We start from the raw sequence: 21,480 nt of genomic DNA on the forward strand, positions 1-21,480 counted from the left end.
CCGAGTTTGAACCCGACTTTAGCCCGCTAGCAAGCCGAAAAGTCCGGATAAAACCAACACCAAGTGTCCTATAGGCCATGTATAACCTGCTGCAGCCGTAGACGGATAGCGCTGTTGTACGCGACGTGATGCACTCAGCCGCGAGAAGCAGCGTGCGAAGCGGGGCCGGTACGTAGATATTACGTACCGGCCCCGCTGCTTAAGGGCTATATTAACGCCTTGTGAAAACTCTCGGGGCTTAGATGCCGACCTTGACGATGAGACCAATAAGAATAATGGAAATGCCCCAGATGAGGGCCAGCACCACGGTGATACGGTTGAGGTTGCGCTCGGCTACCCCGGAGGAACGCATGGACGTGGAAATACCTCCACCGAACATATCGGAGATACCGCCGCCCTTGCCTTTGTGCAGCAAGATGGAGAGCGTGAGGAAGATGCTGGTGATGAGCATAAGTACTTCGCAGGTAATGAGCAAAGCTTTCATTTCCAGTCCTTTCGGGTGCTTCGTGCACCCGGAGAGTAATAGAGTCCTTGGCTAGTGTACCTGGTGACACCGGCCAGCGGGAAATAAAACGTGCGGGGTGGGAAGAATCCCACCCCGCACGCGAGGGCCAGGCCGGTACACCTCGGTGATCGTTCCTAGCCGCTATCCTTTTTAGCCGCGGAACATCACGATCTTCGCGAATTCCTCCGCCTTGAGGCTGGCGCCACCCACGAGGGCACCGTCAACATCAGGCTGGGCCATAATCTCCTGGACGTTAGCCGCCTTGACCGATCCGCCGTACTGGATGCGAACCGCGGCAGCTGCCTCCGCACCGAAGGTTTCCTCGATGCGAGCCCGGATGGCACCGCAGACTTCCTGGGCGTCTTCCGGGGTGGCCACTTCTCCGGTGCCAATAGCCCAGATGGGCTCGTAGGCGATGACGAGCTTGGCAATATCCGCGGCCTGGAAACCGGCGAAGAGTTCGTCAATCTGGGAGACGACGTACTCCACGTGCCGGCCTTCCTTGCGCACCTCGAGTTCTTCACCGCAGCAGACGATAGGCGTCATGCCAGCGCCAAGAACCTTCTGTGCCTTCTGGCCGATGAGTTCGTTGCTTTCGCCGTGGTAGGCGCGCCGCTCCGAATGGCCCACGATGACGTAGCTGCACCCGAGCTTGGACAGCATCGAGGTGGAGATTTCGCCGGTGTAGGCGCCTTCGTCATGCACGGACACATCCTGGGCACCGTAGGCGATGCGCAGCTCATCCGATTCGCACAGAGTCTGGATGGAACGCAGGTCGGTGTAGGGGGCGAAAACCGCCACATCCACATCACCGTAGGTGAAACCGGCGTCATCCAGGGTCCACGCGACTTTTTGGACAAGGTGGGTAGCCTCAAGATGATCCATATTCATCTTCCAGTTACCCGCCATCAGGGGGGTGCGTGCCATTAATCCTCCAGAACAGCGATACCGGGCAGGGTCTTACCCTCGAGGAATTCGAGGGAAGCGCCACCGCCGGTGGAAATGTGGTTGAACTTCTCTTCGTCGAAGCCGAGGATGCGCACGGCCGCCGCAGAGTCACCGCCACCAACGATGGTGAAGCCTTCGGCGTCCTGCATGGCCTGGGCAACGCCCTTCGTGCCTTCGGCGAAGGCCGGGAACTCGAAGACGCCCATGGGGCCGTTCCAGACGATCGTCTTCGAGGAAGCGATCTTCTCCGCGTATTCGGCCACGGTTTCCGGCCCGATGTCCAGGCCCATACCGTTGGCGGGCATATCGGAAGCGGAAACGATTTCGGACTCGGCGTCCTTATCGAACTTATCGGCGACGACGACGTCAACCGGCAGGAGCAGCTCCACGCCCTTATTGGACGCGGTCTCCAGGTACTCGCGGGCCTTTTCGATCTGGTCATCTTCGCACAGCGAGGAGCCGATCTCATAACCCTTGGCGCGCAGGAAGGTGAAGGCCATACCGCCGCCGATGAGGAGAACATCAGCCTTGTCCAGGAGGTTCTCAATCACGCCGATCTTATCGGAGACCTTGGAGCCACCCAGCACCACGGTGTAGGGGCGCTCCGGATCCGCGGTGGCCTTGGACAGCGAATTAATTTCCTTGGCAACAAGCTCACCGGCGGCCGAGGGCAGCAGCTTCGCAATATCGTAAACCGAGGCCTGCTTGCGGTGCACCACACCGAAACCGTCAGACACGAACACATCGGCCAGCGCGGCGTATTCCTTGGCGAGAGCTTCGCGGTCAGCATCGACCTTCGAATCCTCGCGCTTGTCATAACGCACGTTCTGGAGCAGCACGATGTCGCCGTCGTTCAGGGCCTCAATCTTGGCCTTGGCATCCGGGCCCACGGTGTCCTCCGCGAGGGGGACCTCACGGCCGAGGAGTTCGCCCAGGCGCTTGGCTACCGGAGCGAGGGAGAATTCCGGCTTCGGTTCGCCCTTGGGGCGGCCCAGGTGCGCGGTAACGATGACCTTCGCCTTGGCGTCGAGAAGTCGCTTGATGGTGGGCAGCGCGGCGCGGATACGGCCGTCATCGGTGATGCGATCCCCGTCCAGCGGAACGTTGAAATCGGAACGAACAAAAACCTTCTTGCCGGTGAGGTCACCGAGCGATTCAATAGTCCTCATATTTTTCCTTTCGCGTAGGGAAGCCCGTGCGCGCTAGCGCACGCACGGGCTTCACATCAGCTCATCGCTTGATCTTTAGAGCTTGCTCGCAACGAGGTTGGCAAGCTTCACGAGGGAAGCGGCGTAGCCGTATTCGTTGTCGTACCAAGCGCCGATCTTGACCTGGCCGTCCATCACCTTGGTGAGGCCGGCATCGAAGATGGACTGGTGGTGATCACCGATGATGTCCGAAGAAACGATGGGATCCTCGGTGTAAGCGAGGGTGCCCTTGAGAGCGCCTTCGGAGGCTTCCTTCATCGCGGCGTTGATTTCTTCCACGGTGACATCGGACTTCTCAGCTTCGAAGGTGAGATCCGTGAGGGAGCCGGTGATGGTGGGGACGCGCACGGCGTAACCATCGAGCTTGCCCTTGAGTTCGGGAAGAACCAGAGCCACGGCCTTGGCCGCACCGGTGGTGGTGGGGACCATGTTCTGCGCGGCCGCGCGGGCGCGACGCAGATCCTTGTGGGGGCCGTCCTGCAGGTTCTGATCCGCGGTGTAAGCGTGGATCGTGGTCATGAGACCCTTCTTGATGCCGAACTTGTCCACGAGGACCTTCGCCACCGGGGCGAGGCAGTTCGTGGTGCAGGAAGCGTTGGAAATAATATTGTGCTTGGCCGGATCGTACTGATCGGAGTTCACGCCGATAACGAAGGTGGCATCTTCACCCTTCGCCGGGGCGGAAATAAGAACCTTCTTGGCGCCGGCTTCGATATGAGCCTGGCAGGCTTCACCGGTGCGGAAGCGGCCGGTGCACTCGAGAACGATATCAACCTCGAGTTCCTTCCACGGGAGGTTGGCCGGATCCTTTTCGGCAAGAACCTTGATCTTCTTGCCGTCGAGCACGAATCCATCTTCGGTTGCTTCAATCTCCACGGGGAGGCGGCCGCCGGCGGTGTCATACTTCAGCAGGTGGGCGAGAGTCTTGATATCGGTCAGGTCATTGACCGCGACGATCTCGAAATCCGCACCCTCGGCGAGGGCTGCGCGGACAGCGGCACGACCAATACGGCCGAAGCCGTTAATAGCAACGCGTACAGTCACTCTTTATCCTCCTCACGCGCCAGCTAGCGCGTTTCCAACTCGACTTCTTGTCTTTGAGAAGTCCGTCCGAGAACTTCTCTCGGAACCACTCACTATTCTACCGGTCACGTTCGGCTGGGGCTAATGCCAGTTGGAAGGAGCTTGCGAGCTTTGGCACAGAGCGAAACTTGAGAACGGCATAACACGCCCTTAGTCCCATTTTTGACTGTTCTATATTTCGACGACGGCGAACGCGCTACCGCGCGTTAGGACATTGCCGTGTGCCCTGCCGCCCGTACCGCGGCCATGGTGTCCGGAATGCCCAGCTCCTTGGCCCGTTTATCCGCCATGGAATTCAGCCGACGCAAGCGCCCGGCCACCGCATCTTTCGTGGCGCGCGGGGTGAGTTGCTCCCCGAGCAGGTTGAGGGAATCTTCCGGGTGGGCAATGCGGGCTTCGCCAGCCGCCCGCAAATTATCCGGCACATCCGTGCCGAGAATTTCAAATGCTCGCTTGACCCGGATCACCGCGATAACAGCGGCATCGGCACTGCGACGCATATTTGCGTCGTCGAAATTAGCAAGACGGTTAACCGTGCCGTGGACTTCCCGTTCCACACGTAATTCTTCCCAGCGCAGCACGGCATCATTGGCGCCCATGCGGGTGAGCATATCGGAGATCGCTTCTCCCCCGCGGATATCGATCCGGTGGGCCCCGCGCGATTCGCGTACCCGGTAGGGAATATCGAGGCGACGGGCCAGCCCGCCCAGGGCGTAGGCTGCCTCGAGTCGCGGGCAAATGATCTCCAGGGAAGCATTGCGCCCGGGTTCCATGAGGGTGCCCCGCGCCAGGAAAGCTCCGCGCCAGGCAGCGCCCGCATCGGCTTTCGAGCCGCCCACCACCGCGGGCGGAAGCCCCCGCACCGGCCGGCCGTGCGCGTCCAGGAGCCCGAGTTTCACGGCGATGCGCTCGGTATTTTCCGAGGAGCGCACCAGGAAACGCTGGCCCTGCCGCATCTGCGAGGAGACGGAAAGAAGTTCCGGTTCCACGGAGAAAAGCTGGCGCACCAATTCCCACAGGCGCTGCGCGGTAGGGCGGTGGCCCACTTCGGCCACCAGTTCCAGGGTGCGCGAACGCACGGCCAATCCCCCGCCGTACCGGAACATCGCGGTGAGTTCAGCCAGAGCGGCGGAAAGCGAGGCCGGTGTAACGGTGGCTAACTCATCTTTCACCGTACGTGTTAACGCGGACACGACTCCCCTTCCTTCTATGGTGGGACCGCTGCTGACCAGGGAATATCCCGGTTGTGGATTCTTCCCCGTGCGGGAGCTTCCGATTTAGGAATCTCCTATGACGCCTTCGAAGGCATCCCGATAGGCAGCGGCCAAACGTAGCGCATCGTGACGTGCGCGATTATCGCCCATTCTAACCTGTCGCAGCATGAGAGTGGCCCCGATGCCTTCGGCTTCCGCGGCCACTTCGCCAATATCGTCCACGCTGCGCGGATCGGCCACCACCACGTCAATGCGCAGATCAGGGGCGTGGCGGGCGAAGGAACGGATATGATCCGCGGCGCTCATCCCCCAGGTTTCGCGCTCGGTACGCAGATTGAGGGCGAGGACCCGGCGGGCCGGGGAGCGCACCAGGGCTGCGTGCAGATCGGGAACCATGAGGTGGGGAATAACCGAGGTGTACCAGGAACCCGGCCCGAATACGATCCAATCGGCTTCGTCGATAGCGGCGATTGCTTCTGGCTGGGCGGGAGGATTCTCCGGAATGAGGCTGACGTGCTCCACTTTGCCGCGGGCCGTTGCCACCGCCACCTGCCCGCGATAGAGCTGGGGGCCGTCTTCCTCATCAATGACTCGCGCCTCGATCTCCAGCGGAATGGGTGACATGGGTAGTACCCGCCCGTCAATGCGCAGCAGCTGGCCCACCCAGTCCAGGCCGGAAACCGTGCTCCCCAATTGTTCCCACATGGACACGATGAGGAGGTTCCCCATCGCGTGCCCGTTGAGGGGACCTTCGGAGGAGAAACGGTATTGCAGGACGTCGCGCCAGGTCTGGCCCCATTCGCCGTCGTCGCATAAAGCAGACAGCGCCATGCGCAAATCTCCGGGTGGAATCACGTTGAATTCATCGCGGAGGCGCCCCGAGGAGCCGCCGTCGTCCGCAACGGTGACCACGGCGGTGATGTTTTGGGTGATGAGTCGCAGGGCCGAAAGTGAGGCGTACAGGCCGTGACCGCCACCGAGGGCGACGACGCGCGGGCCGCGACTACCGCGCCCGCCCATTATTCGCGCCCCAAATCACGGTGGATGGTGCGCACCGAATGTCCGGCCGCCCGTAGCGCTTCGGATACCGCTTCCGCGATGGCCACCGAGCGGTGCTTCCCGCCGGTGCAGCCAATGGCGATGGTGGTGAAGGGTTTAAGTTCGCGGGCGTAGCCGGCCAGGATGGTGTGGATGAGGTGGGAGTACTCGCGCACAAAAGCCTCCGCGCCGTCCTGCTCCAGCACGAAATGAGCCACCGGTTCATCGTGGCCGCTCAGGTGGCGCAGCTCGGAAATCCAGTAAGGATTGGGCAGGAAGCGCACATCGGCCACATTATCCGCGTCCAGCGGCAGGCCGTATTTGAAGCCGAAGGACATGACCGTGACGCGGGTGGCTTCTGTTCCGGAGGTTTCGCCCACGAGGTGGCGGATTTTCCGGGAAAGATCGTGGACGGAGAGCCGGGAGGTATCGATCACGGAATCGGCGCGGCTGCGCAGGTCCGCGAGGAGTTTGCGTTCCGCGGTAATGCCGTCATAAAGCCGGCCGTGGCCCTGGAGCGGGTGGGGCCGGCGCACGCTTTCGTAGCGGCGCACCAGCGACGCATCATCGGCATCCAGGAAAATAATGCGGTAATTAATACCGCTATTCGTGAGATCGGTGAGGACTCCCAGGAGTTCGGCGAAGAATTCCCGGGAGCGCACATCCACCACCGCGGCCATCCGCGTCACTTTCCCATTTCCGGAGAGCAGCCCGGCCAGGGCACTGAGCAGGCGCGGCGGGAGGTTATCTACCACGTACCAGCCCAGGTCCTCCAGGGTGGCAGCCGCTCGGGAGCGCCCCGCGCCGGACATTCCCGTCACAATAATGATTTCCGGGACGTTGGCCGGCGGTAGTTCCGTGCTGCAATCAGCGGCCGGAACGATGGCGGGGATACGGGAAGTATCGTTGATGTCACGCGTGTCACTCATATCTCCATCATGCCACACGGCGCGGTCCGCGTTACTCCTCCGGCGGGGCTTCGTTAATGGCTACCGCACCCAGTTTGCGCGAAGCCACCCCGTTATTCTTCACCCAGTGCTTCCTTAATGGCTGCCGCGAGCACCGGGCCGATGCCCGGTACTTCGGTGAGCTCCTCGATGCTGGCGTCCCGGATGCGTTTGACCGAGCCGAGCGCGTTCAGCAATTTCTTTTGCTTGGCCGGGCCCAGCCCTGGGATGGCGTCGAGCGCGGAGCGGGTCATTGCCTGGCCGCGTTTCTTGCGGTGGAAGGTAATGGCGAAGCGATGCGATTCATCGCGTAGTTGCTGGAGCAGGCGCAGCGCGGGCGAGGTACGCGGGAAAATAACCGGGAACTCCTCCCCCGGGATCCACACTTCTTCCAGGCGTTTGGCCAGGCCCACCACTCGCACATCGGCACCGAGCTCATCGACTACCCGCTGGGCAGCATTGACTTGCGGGAGCCCGCCGTCCACCACGAGGAGGTCGGGGCGGTAGGCGAAACGGCGCGGTACCGCGGTGGGCGCGCCTTCGTCTTCCACGCCGCCGGCATCGGCGGCGTGCGCGGCGTCGTCGTTTAAACGGCGCAGCCGGCGGCGCAGCACTTCGTCCATCGCGGCGGTATCATCGCGCGCCCCCTGGCCTTCCGGCCCGCGCACGATGAAATGACGGTAATCGGAGGTTTTCTTCAGGCCGTCTTCGAAGACCACCATGGAGCCAACCTGTTGGTGACCCTGGGTATGGGAAATATCGTAGCCTTCGATGCGCAGCGGGGCGCGATCCAAATCCAGGCCGATGCGCAGTTCTTCCAGGGCTTGGGAGCGAACAGTAATATCGGCGGCCCGCGCCAGCTTGTTACGGTCAAAAGCCTGTTTGGCATTCGCGTGCACGGTATCCGCGAGCTGGGCTTTCGGCCCGCGCTGGGGGCGTTTGAGGTGGACCGGCCCGCCGCGCCGCTCGGCAAGCCAGCGTTCCAGCCCGGCCCGATCCGTGGGGAAAACCGGCACCCAGATCTCCCCCGGGATGGCCCCGGGCGGTACGTGGTCGCGGTCATCAACGGAGGTGCCGGCCCGCACGGTCCGGTCCCCCTGGGTGCCCACCCCGCGGTAGGAGTCATATTCGGGATTGCCGTAAATATGGAGGAGCAGCGCGTTGATAATATCGGCCGGTTTGGTACCTTCGGTTTCCGTCACCCAGCCGCGCTGCCCGCGGATTCGCCCGCCGCGCACGTAAAAAATCTGGACCGAGGCATCAATTTCATCGGATTCCAGCCCGATAATATCGGCGTTGAGATTGGAATCGAAGACCACAACATTGCGTTCGGTTGCGGTTTTCATCGCGGTGATTTCATCGCGTAGTTTCGCGGCGCGTTCAAAATCTTCCACGGCAGCTGCTTTTTTCATTTCCGCGGTGCGGGCGCGAATAAAATCGCTGCCGTCCGATTCCATGAATTTTACGAATTCTTCGGCGACGGCGCGATTCTCCGCCGCGCTCACCAGCCCGGCGCAGGCCCCGTTACACAGCCCGATATGGGTATTGAAGCAGGGCTTGCCGGTGCGCTGCCCCCGCCGAAATTCCGCATCAGAGCACGAGCGCATAGTGAAGACGGGAAGCAGAGCGTCCAGCACTTTCCGGATCGCCCACACCTTGGTGTACGGCCCGAAGTACAGGGTGCCTTTGCGGTGCTTTTCCCGGGTGATATAGGCGCGCGGGAACTCCTCCCCCAGGGAAACCGCCAGGTAGGGATAGGACTTATTATCCCGAAACATCACGTTGAAGGGCGGTTCGAATTCCTTAATCCAGGAGTACTCCAGGGTGAGGGCCTCGATTTCACTGCCCACCACCACCCACACCACATTGGTGGCGGTATGCACCATGGTGCGGATACGCGGGATGAGGCGTTCGGGCGGCTGAAAATAATTCTGGAGCCGGTTGCGTAGATTCTTCGCTTTCCCGACGTAAAGAATGCGCCCTTCACCGTCCACGAAACGGTAGACGCCCGGGTCGGTGGGAATGGACGACGGCGCCGGGCGGTAGCTGCGTGGATCAGCCACGGCCGGTCACCTCCTCGTCTCCTCCAGGAGCGGGCGGAGGAATTGCCCGGTATAGGATTCTGGCACCGCGGCGATCTGTTCCGGGGTTCCGGTGGCGACGACGGTGCCCCCGCCGGCGCCTCCTTCCGGCCCCATGTCAATAACCCAATCCGCGCATTTAATGACATCGAGATTATGCTCGATAACAATCACGGTATTGCCTTTATCCACGAGGGATTGCAGCACCAGGAGGAGTTTGCGGATATCCTCAAAATGCAGGCCCGTGGTGGGCTCATCCAGGATGTAGACGGTGCGGCCGCTGGAGCGGCGGTGCAATTCCGAAGCGAGCTTGACGCGCTGGGCTTCCCCACCGGAAAGCGTGGTGGCCGATTGCCCCAAACGTACGTAGCCCAGGCCCACCCGTTCCAGGGTGGTGAGATAGCGGGTGATATTCGTAATGGGATCGAAGAATTCCGCGGCCTCGTGAATAGTCATATTAAGAACTTCAGAGACGTTCTTCCCGCGGTACTTCACTTCCAGGGTTTCCCGGTTGTAGCGGGTGCCGTGGCAGACCTCGCAGGGCACATACACATCGGGAAGGAAGTTCATCTCAATTTTCACGGTGCCATCGCCCTTGCAGGCTTCACAGCGGCCGCCCTTGACGTTAAAGGAGAAGCGCCCCGGGCCGTAGCCGCGCACCTTTGCCTCCTGGGTTTGGGCGAAGAGCTGGCGCACTTTATCCCATACTCCGGTGTAGGTGGCCGGATTTGAGCGTGGGGTGCGTCCGATAGGAGACTGATCCACGTGCACCACCTTATCGAGTTCCCCTGCCCCGGTGACCTCCCGGTGGCGCCCCGGAACGGTATGGGCGCCGTTGAGCTGGTTCGCTAGGGAACGGTAGAGGATCTGATTGACGAGGGTGGATTTCCCGGAGCCGGACACCCCGGTCACCGCGATAAAGGTAGAGAGGGGGAAAGACACCTCCACATTTTTGAGGTTATTTTCCCGGGCGCCCCGCACCGTGATTTTCCGCTGCGGATCAACAGTGCGCCGCTGCTGCGGCGTCGTTATAGCACGTTTCCCGGATAGATAGGCACCGGTCACGGATTCTTCGCACGCACTCAAACCCGCAACGTCTCCGGCGTACACAACGTGCCCCCCGAATTCTCCCGCACCCGGGCCGATATCAATAACGTAATCGGCGGTGCGAATCGTTTCTTCATCGTGTTCGACGACGATAAGGGTATTCCCCAGGTCGCGGAGCTTAACGAGGGTGCCGATGAGTTTTTCGTTATCGCGCTGGTGGAGGCCGATAGAGGGTTCGTCGAGCACGTAAAGCACGCCCACCAGGCCGGAACCGATCTGGGTCGCGAGGCGGATACGCTGGGCTTCCCCGCCCGAAAGCGTGGAGGCGCCCCGCGCCAGGGTGAGATAGGACAGCCCCACATCCACGAGGAATCCCATCCGTACCTGGATTTCGCGCAGTACCTGCGCGGCGATCTGGGCTTGGCGCGCATCGAGTTCAACGGAGTCGAGGAAGGCTTTGGCGTCGTCGATGGCGAGGGAGCACAGCTCGAAAATATTGAGGTTTCCGATGCGCACCGCCAGCACATCCGGCTTGAGGCGGGCACCGTGGCAGGCCGAGCAGGCAATCTCCCGCATATAGCCTTCGTAACGTTCCTTCGACCAGCTGGATTCGGTTTCCCCGTGCTTGCGTTTGACGTAGCCGAGGACCCCCTCGAAACCGGTGGCATAGGTTTTTTCCCGGCCCCAGCGATTGCGGTACTTGACGGTCACCTTGTAGTTATTGCCCTCCAGCAGGGCCTTCCGCGCTTTCTTGGGGAGGTCCTGCCAGGGGGTATCCACATCGAAGCCGAGTTCCTCCCCCAGGGCTTCCATCTGGCGGGTGAAGAAATCCTGGTGGCTCGTCCACGGGGCGATGGCGCCCTCCCGGAGAGTTTTTTCCGGATGCGGAACTACAAGGTCCGGATCTACTTCCAGGGTGGAGCCCAGGCCATCGCACGCCGGGCAAGCCCCGTAGGGGGCGTTAAAAGAAAACGTGCGCGGTTCGATTTCTTCCAGGGCGAGGGCGTGCCCGTTCGGGCAGGAGCGGTGCTCGGAAAAACGCCGGGAGCGTTCTTCGCCTTCGGCTGCGTCCACGAATTCCACCACCATGAGCCCGGAGGAGAGCCCGAGGGCCTGTTCTACCGAATCGGTGAGGCGGCTGGTGATGCCTTCGCGCACCACCAGGCGATCAACAACGACGTCGATATTATGGCGCAATTTCTTATCGAGGCTGGGCGGGTTGTCCAGGCGGATATCTTCGCTATCGACCCGGGCGCGGGTGTAGCCGGCCTGGGCGAGATCCGTGAACACATCCGCATATTCGCCCTTGCGGTCACGTACCACCGGGGCGAGAATCTGGAAACGGGTACCTTCCGGGTAGGTGAGGAGGGTATCCACGATTTGCTGGGCGCTTTGGGCGGTGATTTTCGCGCCGCATTCCGGGCAGTACTGCACCCCAGCCCGCGCGTACAGCAAACGCAGGTAGTCATAGACTTCCGTAACCGTGCCCACCGTGGAGCGCGGGTTACGGTTGGTGGATTTCTGATCGATGGATACCGCCGGGGAGAGCCCCTCGATAAGGTCCACATCCGGTTTATCCATCTGGCCGAGGAACATGCGAGCGTAGGAGCTCAGCGATTCCACGTAGCGGCGCTGCCCTTCGGCAAAAATGGTGTCAAAAGCCAGGGAAGATTTACCGGAACCCGAAAGCCCGGTAAAGACAACGAGTTGATCGCGGGGAATATCGACCGTGATATTACGGAGGTTATTTTCCCGCGCGCCCTGGACATGGATAACATCACTCACCCGGCCAAGCTTACACGGTTGAACACAGGTTCGATAACCGGATGGTGCAATGTTCACGCTAGGCTGGTTCCCATGGCACGTAACCGAGCACGTCTCCTCCGCTACCGGCCCGATCCCCTGGTGGCCGGCATTATCCTCGCGATGATCGCCGGGCTTCTTATTCCGGCACGCAGTGTGGTTCGGGCGCACCTGGGTACGGTTTCCGACCTCGCGGTGGCCTGCGTTTTTCTGGTGTACGGGATGCGGCTGCGCACCCGGGACGTGCTGGCCGGGCTGCGCAGTATTAAACTCCAAGGTCTGGTGTTCCTGTGCACCTACCTGATTTTCCCGCTTCTTGGTTTTGCCCTGGGCCACCTGGTGGCGCCTTTTCTGGGCCCGGCATTCGCCCTCGGTTTCCTCTACCTGGCGCTACTGCCTTCCACCATCCAGTCCTCGGTAACCATGGTGTCCATTGCCCGCGGGAATGTGGCCGCCGCCGTCACTTCCGCTACCGTCTCCAATATTGCTGGGATTTTCCTCACCCCGCTGTTGGTGCTGCTTTTCCTGCACGTGGAGGGCGCTTCGGCCGGATCAATTAATTCGGTGCTCCTCAAGCTGCTCCTGCCCTTTATTATCGGGCAGTGCCTTCAGCCCTGGGTGGGCACTTGGTTTCGGGCTCACCCGCGGCTGGTGCGCACGGTTGATAACACCTCGATTATCCTCATCGTGCTCTCCTCCGTGCTCAATGCCACCGCGGAAGGTGCCTGGGCGGGGGTGACGCTCTGGACGATCCTCGGCCTGCTCGCCCTGTGCTGCGTACTGCTAGCCGCCATGCTTTCGATTACCTGGTGGCTCGGGGGTCTGGCGCGGATGACCGTGGAGGATCGCATCGTGGTGCTCATGTGCGGTTCGAAGAAATCATTGGCAACGGGGCTCCCGATGGCCAAGGCACTATTCTCCCCGGCCACGGTCGCCCCGCTGTCAGTTCCGGTGGTTATTTTCCACCAGTTACAAATTTTTGTGTGCGCGATTCTGGCTCGCCGCCTGGCGCGGCGCAGCGCCGATTAGTGCGGCGCCACAGCAATGAGCCCGGTTCCACGCCGATGACCCCGCTAGTCTGGCTGGTGCCTGACGCGCCTCGTGCTACCGGCACGCACCACCTTAGTTAGCGCCGCCGCCAGCTGCGCCGTCGTCGTCGTTCTTCTCCTTACGCGCGAGAGAACGCGAGCGAAGCAGGGACGCCACCACCGTCACCACAATAATGACCACGATGACGAGCAGCGAGCTCAGCGGCGTGAACTCGAAGAAACCGGTGGCAATATCGTAATGGTGCAGGGCTTCGAAAATGAGTTTGAAGCCGATGAAGGCGAGGATTGCGGCCAGGCCGAAGTGCAGGTAAACGAGGCGTTCGAGCAGGCCGTCGACCAGGAAGAACATCTGGCGCAGGCCCATGAGCGCGAAGGCGTTTGCCGCGAAAATAATGAAGGGTTCGGTGGTGAAACCGAAGGAGGCCGGGATGGAATCGAGGGCGAACATGAGGTCGATCCCGCCGATGGCGATAATGCACAGCAGTAGCGGGGTGATATAACGCTTGCCGCCGCGCTTCACGATGTAGTGGTCGCCGTGGTAATCCTCGGCCACCGGGAGGGTGCGGCGCGCCAGGCGCACGAAGAAGTTATCGGCTTCTTCGCCCGTCGGTTCGCTTTCCGAGAGCCCCTCTTTGACCTGCGAGAATGCGGTCCACAGCAGGAAGGCACCGAAGAGGAAGAAGGACCAGGCCAGGGATTCCACAATAACTTTGCCCAGCACGATGAAAATAAAGCGCAGGCACAGCGCAATAACAATGCCCCAGAACAGCACTTTTTGCTGGAGGGCACGGGGAACCGCGAAGGAGCCCATAATAATAATGAAGACGAAGATATTATCGACGGAAAGTGAATATTCCACGCCCCAGACGCTGAAGAATTGCAATCCGAAGGTATCTCCGTGGCGCCACCACAGGTATCCGCCCAGGCAGACGGCCAAGAAAATATAGAACAGCAGGAAACCGGCCGATTCTTTCATGCTGGGTTCGTGCGGTTTGCGCACATGGGACAGCAGATCAAAGGCGAAAATACCGATAACGACGACGAAAAGCAGAATCCACTCGGCCACATGGACCGACATCTGCTCGGGCGTGCTCGTGAACGGCAGCACACCCGTGGCGTATGAAAGCATAAATACCCTCCGGATGGAATGACCGGAGGTCTCTCCCCACCCGCCGGGCGCACGGCCGCGGCAGGTCTCCGATCCGGACGACCCGGGTGGGTCTCGTGCTGACGAATCGGTGGTTGATGGGAATACTCCCCTCCACGAGTGCACACTTTACACGATGGGGAGCGGCGCCGAGCCGCGTTTCATATGTGGTTTGCGTACCGTGCGTGGTGCGCGCTTGCGGGCGCACGGCTCGCGTGTGCCTCCGGTGCCGCTCCCGTGCAGCCGTTTTATTTTTGGGCCTGCTGGGAATGCCACAGCTCGCTTTTCAGATCCTTGATTTCATCGCGGTAGCGCGCCGCGAGCTCAAATTGGAGCTGTTCGGCGGCCGCGTGCATCTGCGCGGTGAGCTCGGTAATGAGTTCGCGCAGCTCTTTCCCGCCCTGCGCGCGGGCGATTTCCGCTTCCGAAGCGCGGGCCCGGGCATGCGCGGGTTCCTGGCGATACCCGCCGGCGAGCAGCTGTTCGGTATCCACATCCTCGCGGGCCAGCATATCGGTCACATCCGCGATGCGTTTGCGCAGCGGCTGCGGATCAATACCGTGTTCCCGGTTGTAGGCGAGCTGCTTCTCCCGGCGCCGATTCGTTTCATCAATAGCCTGCTGCATATTCGGAGTGATGCTATCCCCGTACATATGCACTTCCCCGGAAACATTACGGGCCGCACGCCCGATGGTCTGAATAAGCGAGGTGGTGGAACGCAAAAAGCCCTGCTTATCGGCGTCGAGAATCGCCACGAGCGATACTTCCGGAAGATCCAGGCCCTCGCGCAGCAGGTTAATACCCACGAGCACATCGAATTTCCCGAGCCGCAGCTCCCGCAGCAGCTCCACGCGGCGCAGGGTATCCACATCCGAATGCAGGTACTCGACCCGCACCCCGCGATCCGCCAGGTACGCGGTGAGATCCTCAGCCATTTTCTTCGTCAGCGTGGTGACGAGGACCCGCTCATCGCGTTCGGCCCGCAGCCGCACTTCTTCGAGCAGATCATCGATCTGCCCTTCGGTGGGCTTGACTTTAATAAGGGGATCCACCAAACCGGTGGGTCGAATAATTTGTTCGACGACGCCGTCCGCTTGGCCAAGTTCATATTTGCCAGGCGTCGCGGATAGGTACACGGTTTGGCCGATGCGGTCGAGGAATTCCTCCCATTTGAGGGGGCGGTTATCCATGGCGGAGGGCAGCCGGAAGCCGTATTCCACCAGGGTGCGCTTACGGGACATATCCCCTTCGTACATGGCCCCAATCTGGGGAACAGTCACGTGGGATTCATCGAGGATAAGGAGGAAATCGTCGGGGAAATAATCGAGGAGGGTATTCGGGGCGGTACCCGGGCCACGCCCGTCAATATGCCGCGAATAGTTTTCAATACCGGAAGTTGTTCCAATATTGCGCATCATCTCAATATCGTAGCTGGTGCGCATTTCCAGGCGTTGCGCCTCGAGAAGCTTATTATGGGCGCGCAGATACTCCAGGCGTTCGGCAAGTTCTTCCTCAATGGAGCGGATAGCGCGTTCCATGCGTTCGGGGCCGGCCACATAGTGGGAGGCCGGGAACACATGCGCGGTATCGGTGCGTTGGATAACATTCCCGGTGAGCGGGTGGAGGAGGGAAATTCCATCAATCTCATCACCGAAGAATTCAATGCGGATAGCCAGCTCTTCGTACACCGGGATAATCTCCACGGTATCGCCCCGCACTCGGAAGGTGCCGCGGGTGAAAGCAATATCGTTACGGGTGTATTGCATGGACACGAAGGTGCGGAGCAGCTCATCGCGGTCCAGTTGCTGGCCCACGTGGAGTTGCACCATGCGATCAACATATTCCTGCGGGGTGCCCAGGCCGTAAATGCAGGAAACGGATGCCACCACCACGGTGTCCCGCCGGGTAAGGAGCGAATTGGTAGCCGAATGGCGCAGGCGCTCTACCTCATCGTTAATGGAGGAATCTTTTTCGATAAAGGTATCGGTTTGGGGAACGTAGGCTTCCGGCTGGTAGTAATCGTAATAGGAAACAAAGTATTCCACCGCGTTATTGGGCATGAGTTCGCGGAATTCTGCCGCCATTTGCGCGGCCAGGGTTTTATTTGGCTCCATAATGAGGGTGGGGCGCTGCACCTGTTCGATAAGCCAGGCGGTGGTGGCGGATTTTCCGGTACCGGTGGCTCCCAGTAGCACCACGTCCTTTTCGCCGTCGTTAATGCGGCGGGTGAGTTCGGCAATCGCGGCGGGCTGATCACCCGAGGGGCGGTACTCGGAAATCACTTCAAAAGGCTTATCGCTGCGCACAATCTCAGAATCAAGAGCCATAGTGGCGAGCTTACTAGCCCGGTCCCGGATTGGGGTATGAAATACGCCAGTGGCCGGATAACGGCCCGAAGAATTCGGGACGGTATCCGGCCACTGGGCGCCGTCGTCGTAACAAACGACTATCGGTTGCGTTCAACTACGTTTTCTCGCTGCTGGGCGAACGTAGCAACCGAGAAAACTGAGCCGCCGGGACAACTTAGCCGAGCTGCTCAACCGTGGCGTGCAGGGTGAGCGTGGCGCTCTCCCCCGGCGCGAGCTGCGGGGCGCCTTCGCGCACCCGGGTCGCTTCCACGCACACAAAATGCTTCCAGGCATCATCGGGCATATCCGCATTCGCGGCCGAGCCCTTCGTGCCCGGGTTCCACACCACGGACTTATCGGATTCTTCCGAGCTCAGGGTGATCTTACGGTTCCCGCCCGCGTCCACGAGCACAATATCGCCCGCGAAGGGGTAGAAACGATCCACGGTCTGGCCTTCGAGTGCCTCAAAGGGCCCGGCCGGCAGCTGCGCATTATCGGCGAGGCGATCAATACCGCCCTCTTCGATACCTTCGATGCGAAGCGCCTGGGCATCCACCGCCCAGTAGGCGTGGAGAGCCAGCTCCGGGGCAATGTTTTCCGTGCCGGTATTGGTCGCGCTCAGCCGTACCCAGAAATCGCTGCCCAGGTGCACGGTGTAGGCGAGCTGGAGGGAATCGCCCAGCTCTCCGCCCAGGGCGCTGCCCGCGAGGGTGAAGGTCGCTTCCACCGCGGTGGAATCCCCACTCACGGATTCGAGGGTCCAATCCTGGATGCGGGCCCAGCCGTGCAGGCCGTTATCCGACGGGCCGAACCACGGGGCTACCACCGGGATACCACCCCGGATAGGAGTGCCCTGCGTGAGGCCGGATAGTTCGCTCATGTAGAGGACGTCCTCGAAGCCAGCCGGTTTCCAGGAGGCAACGTGGGCGCCGTAGGGGAAAACGGTACCAGATACGGTATCGGTGTTAATCTCCAGCGCGCTCAGGTCCCCACGGGTGACGAGGCTGACGCCGGCGATATTCTGCTCGGCAAAGGGAATGCTCTGCGTCATGTGTACTCCTTGTTTTTCTTTATGTGTGCGATGCGGGCGACCATACCGGCCGCCCGCATCTTCTTGCTCATGCCTTAGCCGAAGAACGGCGAGAGGCACATTACGTACGCCAGTGAGACCAGCGAACCGGAGGCGAGCAGGCCGCCCCACGTCTTCAGGGTGTCCTTGATGGACAGATCGAAGTATTCCTTGAAGAGCCAGAAGGACGCGTCATTAATATGCGTCATGAAGTTGGAGCCCGCGGCGGTGGCGAGCACGAGGAGCGTGGGATCCACGCCCGCCTGCATCACGCCGGTCGCCGGGTCCATAACAGCCGCACCAATAATGGAGGCGGCGGTCATCGCGGACACCACGCCCTGGCCGGTGGCCAGGCGGATAAGAACGGTAATGAACCACGCCATGATGTAGGGCGAAACCGCGCCCGCGCTCATGAAGCCGCCGATGTAATCGCCGATACCGGAGTCGATAACAACCTGCTTGAAGGCGCCACCGGCACCGATAATCATGACAACGCCGGCAATAATGGAGACGGCCTTATTGAACTTGTCCATAACCCATTCGCCCTTGTGCCCGCGCTGAATACCGAAGAGCAGCATGGCGAGCACCAGCGCCACGGACATGGCCACCGGGGAGGAGCCGAAGAAGTTGAGCCACTGGCCCAGCGTCGATTCCTTATCCACCCAAATATTAGCGATGGTCACCGAGATCATAATGATGGCCGGGCTGAGCGGCACGATGAGGGAAACGAAGAACGAGGGCGGATTGACCGCGGCTTCCTTATCGTTTTCATCACCGGACATGAACTTCGGCACCGGGCGCTCGAGGTTGCCGAGCACCTTGGGCAGCAGCACGCCACCCACGATGACCCAGAGGATAGCCATGGGAATACCGAGGAGGTACACCATGCCGGCATCCGCGTGGTACTGGTCAATGAGCGCAACCGGACCGGGCTGCGGCGGGAAGATGGAGTGAGCAACCGTGGTGGCGCAGACGGCCGGAATGGCCAGGCGCAGCCACGGCACCTTTGCTTCCTGAGCAATAGAAATAACGAGCGGAGCAATCATGAGGAAGGCAACTTCGTAGAACATCGCCAGGCCGAAAATAAGACCGATGATAATGACGGCGATGCGCACGAAGCGCAGTCCGAAGCGGCGGATGAGCCCCGATGCCAGCACGTGAGACGCACCGGAGTCCACCATGAGGCGGCCGATAACTGCACCGAAAACAACGATAATGGCGAGCGAACCCAGCGTAGAACCAAAACCGGTGGTGACGGTCTTGAGAGTTTCCATCGGGCCCATGCCGTTACAGAGCGCCACCACCACGGCGGCGAGCAACAGCGCGAGCATCGAATTCACCTTGAACACGATGTTGAGCACGAGCATCAACGCAATGCCCACGAGCAGCCAAACAATTGGCATAGCTTTTTAACCTCTCAAATTTTAGGCCCCATCGCCGCGCATCGTTGCTTCGTGGCGACGAGACGTACCATATAGCGAAACGGTCATTTCACTATCTGTAAATGGTACTCCCTCTTACGCTGAGAGTAAACACGGTGCCGGTCACCTTTTTACTTGCGTTTCTCTTGATTCTTTTACGACGACGCCGGCGCCTGCGGCGCCGCCAGCCAGCTCTCCGCACACTGGGTAACAAGGTTCTCCAGCTCCGCGCGGCTTCCCGCATTCCAGATCCAAATATGGGCCAGGGCGCGGCGGGCCTCATCATCTACCTGGTTGCGCATCCGGGCTTGGGCATCGGCCCGGGTCATCCCCCGGCCCCGCAGGTGCTCAATTCGTTGTTCTTCCGGGGCCGCCACAATAATGACGCAATCGACTTCGCGATCAGCGCGGGTTTCTACCAGGAGCGGCACATCGTAGACCGCCAGTTGGCCAGGGGCGGCACTGGCGAGGATATCCCGGGCCCGCGCGATGATGGCGGGATGGGTGAGGGCTTCGAGCCGGTGGCGGGCGACCGGGTTAGTGAAGATATGTGCGGCGAGGGCCGCCCGGTTGAGGGCGCCGTCGTCGTTTAAAATATCGGGACCGAATGCGGCAGCGAGTTGCGCGAGAACAGGACTACCCGGGGCGGTGATTTCCCGAGCGAGGGCGTCGGCGTCGGCGATGATCGCGCCGCGTTTGCGCAGGACCTGGGTGACAGTGGATTTGCCGGCGCCGATGCCGCCGGATACCGCGACCCGCAGGGCGCGGCCGCGCGGGTGGGTGAAGGGGCGCAGCAGTTGTGCGCTGGCTCCCCCGATTGTTAGTGCGTTCACCGTTTCAGCTTAACAATGCGCCCGGGAGAAAGAAAACGCCGCCGGCGCTCCCCCGAAGAGGTACGCCGGCGGCGGTACAAGGTGTTGACTCGCGGTAGCGTGCTGCTATGGGCTATAGCCTGGACGTTCCCCTGCTACGCGCGGCAGTCTAGCTGCTACCCGCGGAAACGCGAACCTTAGTTGTTGGTCAGCTTCTCACGCAGAGCGGCGAGAGCTTCATCAGCATCCGAGTCAAGCGAGCCGCTCGGTTCGGAGGTGGAGCTGTAGCTGGCCGGGATATCCGCGGCCGGTTCGGCAGCGGCAGCAGCCTGGGCACCGGCGGCAGCATCGGCTTCGAGCGCGGCAGCAACCTGGGCCTTGTGCGCTTCCCAACGGGCCTGGGCCTGGGCGTATTCATTCTCCCATGCCTCGCGCTGAGCTTCGTAGCCCTCGAGCCATTCGTTCGATTCGGGATCGAAGCCTTCGGGGTACTTGTAATTGCCGTTTTCGTCGTAATCAGCGGCCATGCCGTAGAGCGAGGGATCGAAGTCCTGGGAGTTCGGATCCACGCCTTCGTTCGCCTGCTTGAGGGAGAGCGAGATGCGGCGGCGGTCCAGATCGATATCGATGACCTTGACGAAGACGTCGTCGCCCACCTTGACAACCTCTTCCGGGGTGTCGATGTGGCGGGAAGCCAGCTCGGAAATGTGGACGAGACCTTCGATGCCGTCCTCCACGCGCACGAAAGCGCCGAAGGGAACGAGCTTGGTCACGCGACCCGGAACGATCTGGCCGATCGCGTGGGTGCGGGCGAAGGACTGCCAGGGATCTTCCTGGGTGGCCTTGAGGGAGAGCGAGACACGCTCGCGGTCCATATCAACATCGAGAACTTCGACGGTGACGGGCTGGCCAACTTCGACAACCTCGGACGGGTGGTCGATGTGCTTCCAGGACAGTTCGGAAACGTGAACGAGGCCGTCCACACCGCCGAGGTCCACGAAGGCACCGAAGTTGACGATGGAGGAGACGAAACCTTCGCGCACCTGGCCCTTCTGGAGCTGGTGCAGGAATTCGCCACGGGCCTGGGACTGGGATGCTTCCAGCCAAGCGCGGCGGGAAAGAACCACGTTATTGCGGTTCTTATCAAGTTCGATGATCTTCGCTTCGAGTTCGCGGCCAATGTAGGGCTGCAGATCGCGCACGCGGCGCATTTCAACGAGCGAAGCGGGCAGGAAGCCACGCAGCCCGATATCAACAATCAGGCCGCCCTTGACGACTTCGATGACGGTACCGGTCACGACACCATCAGCTTCCTTGATCTTCTCAATTTCAGCCCAGGCGCGTTCGTACTGCGCACGCTTCTTCGAGAGGAGGAGACGACCTTCCTTGTCTTCCTTCTGGAGGACGAGGGCTTCTACCTGGTCGCCAATTTCCACGACATCATCGGGATTGACATCGTGCTTGATCGAAAGTTCCTTGGAGGGAATAACACCCTCGGTTTTGTAGCCAATGTCGAGCAACACTTCGTCATGGTCGACCTTGACAACGGTTCCTTCGACGAGGTCACCATCGTTAAAGTACTTGATCGTCTTATCGACGGCGGCAATAAGTTCTTCCTCGGAGCCGATATCGTTGACGGCAATCTCGGGGAGAGTCGAAGACTCGGGGGTGGTATTAGTCATTAACTGATAACTTCCGGACACTATTGTGAATATTTGCTTGGGACCGATGGATATCGGCCAGTGCGGCGGGTGCTCACA

At 60.9% G+C, this 21,480-nt stretch carries 16 protein-coding genes; 1 reads left to right on the forward strand and 15 read right to left on the reverse strand.

What is annotated here, in order from left to right; genetic code table 11:
• Window positions 1-238 precede the first annotated feature (238 nt).
• The 9 genes from secG to uvrA form a co-directional block, all read right to left on the reverse strand.
• Window positions 239-484 carry a preprotein translocase subunit SecG gene (secG, locus tag ACRQFC_RS05015; RefSeq protein WP_016442760.1) on the reverse strand — a complete coding sequence of 82 codons (246 nt, stop codon included), beginning with the start codon at window positions 482-484 and terminating at the stop codon, window positions 239-241.
• A gap of 171 nt (window positions 485-655) precedes the next feature.
• Window positions 656-1,432 carry a triose-phosphate isomerase gene (tpiA, locus tag ACRQFC_RS05020; protein WP_435734649.1) on the reverse strand — a complete coding sequence of 259 codons (777 nt, stop codon included), beginning with the start codon at window positions 1,430-1,432 and terminating at the stop codon, window positions 656-658.
• A complete protein-coding gene (locus ACRQFC_RS05025; protein WP_284890190.1) occupies window positions 1,432-2,622 on the reverse strand; it encodes a phosphoglycerate kinase in 1,191 nt (396 codons plus the stop codon). The genes tpiA and ACRQFC_RS05025 overlap by 1 nt, the downstream gene beginning before the upstream one ends.
• A 75-nt stretch (window positions 2,623-2,697) precedes the next feature.
• Window positions 2,698-3,705, reverse strand: coding sequence for a type I glyceraldehyde-3-phosphate dehydrogenase (gap, locus tag ACRQFC_RS05030; RefSeq protein ID WP_284890189.1), 1,008 nt, complete (start codon window positions 3,703-3,705; stop codon window positions 2,698-2,700).
• Window positions 3,706-3,950: 245 nt separating this feature from the next.
• Window positions 3,951-4,937, reverse strand: a complete 987-nt coding sequence (gene whiA, locus ACRQFC_RS05035) for a DNA-binding protein WhiA (protein ID WP_026429333.1) — start codon at window positions 4,935-4,937, stop codon at window positions 3,951-3,953.
• A gap of 84 nt (window positions 4,938-5,021) precedes the next feature.
• On the reverse strand, window positions 5,022-5,978 hold the full coding sequence (locus ACRQFC_RS05040; RefSeq protein ID WP_087070769.1) for a gluconeogenesis factor YvcK family protein: 957 nt from the start codon (window positions 5,976-5,978) through the stop codon (window positions 5,022-5,024).
• Window positions 5,978-6,925, reverse strand: a complete 948-nt coding sequence (gene rapZ, locus ACRQFC_RS05045) for an RNase adapter RapZ (protein WP_284890188.1) — start codon at window positions 6,923-6,925, stop codon at window positions 5,978-5,980. The genes ACRQFC_RS05040 and rapZ overlap by 1 nt, the downstream gene beginning before the upstream one ends.
• Window positions 6,926-7,017: 92 nt before the next feature.
• The gene (uvrC, locus tag ACRQFC_RS05050) at window positions 7,018-9,006 is read right to left on the reverse strand and encodes an excinuclease ABC subunit UvrC (protein WP_284890187.1); all 1,989 of its coding nucleotides are present in this window, start codon (window positions 9,004-9,006) and stop codon (window positions 7,018-7,020) included.
• Between the two features lie 6 nt (window positions 9,007-9,012).
• Window positions 9,013-11,856, reverse strand: coding sequence for an excinuclease ABC subunit UvrA (gene uvrA / locus ACRQFC_RS05055; protein ID WP_284890186.1), 2,844 nt, complete (start codon window positions 11,854-11,856; stop codon window positions 9,013-9,015).
• A 72-nt stretch (window positions 11,857-11,928) separates the two neighbouring features.
• On the opposite strand from uvrA, the gene ACRQFC_RS05060 reads away from it, so the two are divergent.
• Complete coding sequence (locus tag ACRQFC_RS05060; protein ID WP_284890185.1) at window positions 11,929-12,903, forward strand: bile acid:sodium symporter family protein; 975 nt, start codon at window positions 11,929-11,931, stop codon at window positions 12,901-12,903.
• 93 nt (window positions 12,904-12,996) lie between these two features.
• Here ACRQFC_RS05060 and ACRQFC_RS05065 read toward each other — a convergent pair whose 3' ends face one another.
• The 6 genes from ACRQFC_RS05065 to rpsA all read right to left on the reverse strand — a co-directional run bounded on the left by ACRQFC_RS05065 (window position 12,997) and on the right by rpsA (window position 21,402).
• Window positions 12,997-14,052: a TerC/Alx family metal homeostasis membrane protein gene (locus tag ACRQFC_RS05065; RefSeq protein WP_284890184.1), complete on the reverse strand. Its 1,056-nt coding sequence runs from the start codon at window positions 14,050-14,052 to the stop codon at window positions 12,997-12,999.
• 266 nt (window positions 14,053-14,318) lie between these two features.
• Window positions 14,319-16,397 (reverse strand): excinuclease ABC subunit UvrB, encoded by a 2,079-nt coding sequence (gene uvrB / locus ACRQFC_RS05070; protein ID WP_284890183.1) that lies wholly within the window; start codon window positions 16,395-16,397, stop codon window positions 14,319-14,321.
• 196 nt (window positions 16,398-16,593) lie between these two features.
• The gene (locus ACRQFC_RS05075) at window positions 16,594-17,469 is read right to left on the reverse strand and encodes a D-hexose-6-phosphate mutarotase (protein ID WP_284890182.1); all 876 of its coding nucleotides are present in this window, start codon (window positions 17,467-17,469) and stop codon (window positions 16,594-16,596) included.
• Window positions 17,470-17,543: 74 nt separating this feature from the next.
• Window positions 17,544-18,890, reverse strand: a complete 1,347-nt coding sequence (locus tag ACRQFC_RS05080; RefSeq protein ID WP_284890181.1) for a gluconate:H+ symporter — start codon at window positions 18,888-18,890, stop codon at window positions 17,544-17,546.
• A gap of 173 nt (window positions 18,891-19,063) precedes the next feature.
• Window positions 19,064-19,741, reverse strand: coding sequence for a dephospho-CoA kinase (gene coaE / locus ACRQFC_RS05085; RefSeq protein WP_284890180.1), 678 nt, complete (start codon window positions 19,739-19,741; stop codon window positions 19,064-19,066).
• 176 nt (window positions 19,742-19,917) lie between these two features.
• Window positions 19,918-21,402 carry a 30S ribosomal protein S1 gene (gene rpsA / locus ACRQFC_RS05090; protein WP_284890179.1) on the reverse strand — a complete coding sequence of 495 codons (1,485 nt, stop codon included), beginning with the start codon at window positions 21,400-21,402 and terminating at the stop codon, window positions 19,918-19,920.
• Window positions 21,403-21,480 lie beyond the last annotated feature (78 nt).

Origin of the sequence: Actinotignum inguinis (assembly GCF_051265835.1) — a bacterium.
GTDB lineage: Bacteria > Actinomycetota > Actinomycetes > Actinomycetales > Actinomycetaceae > Actinotignum > Actinotignum timonense.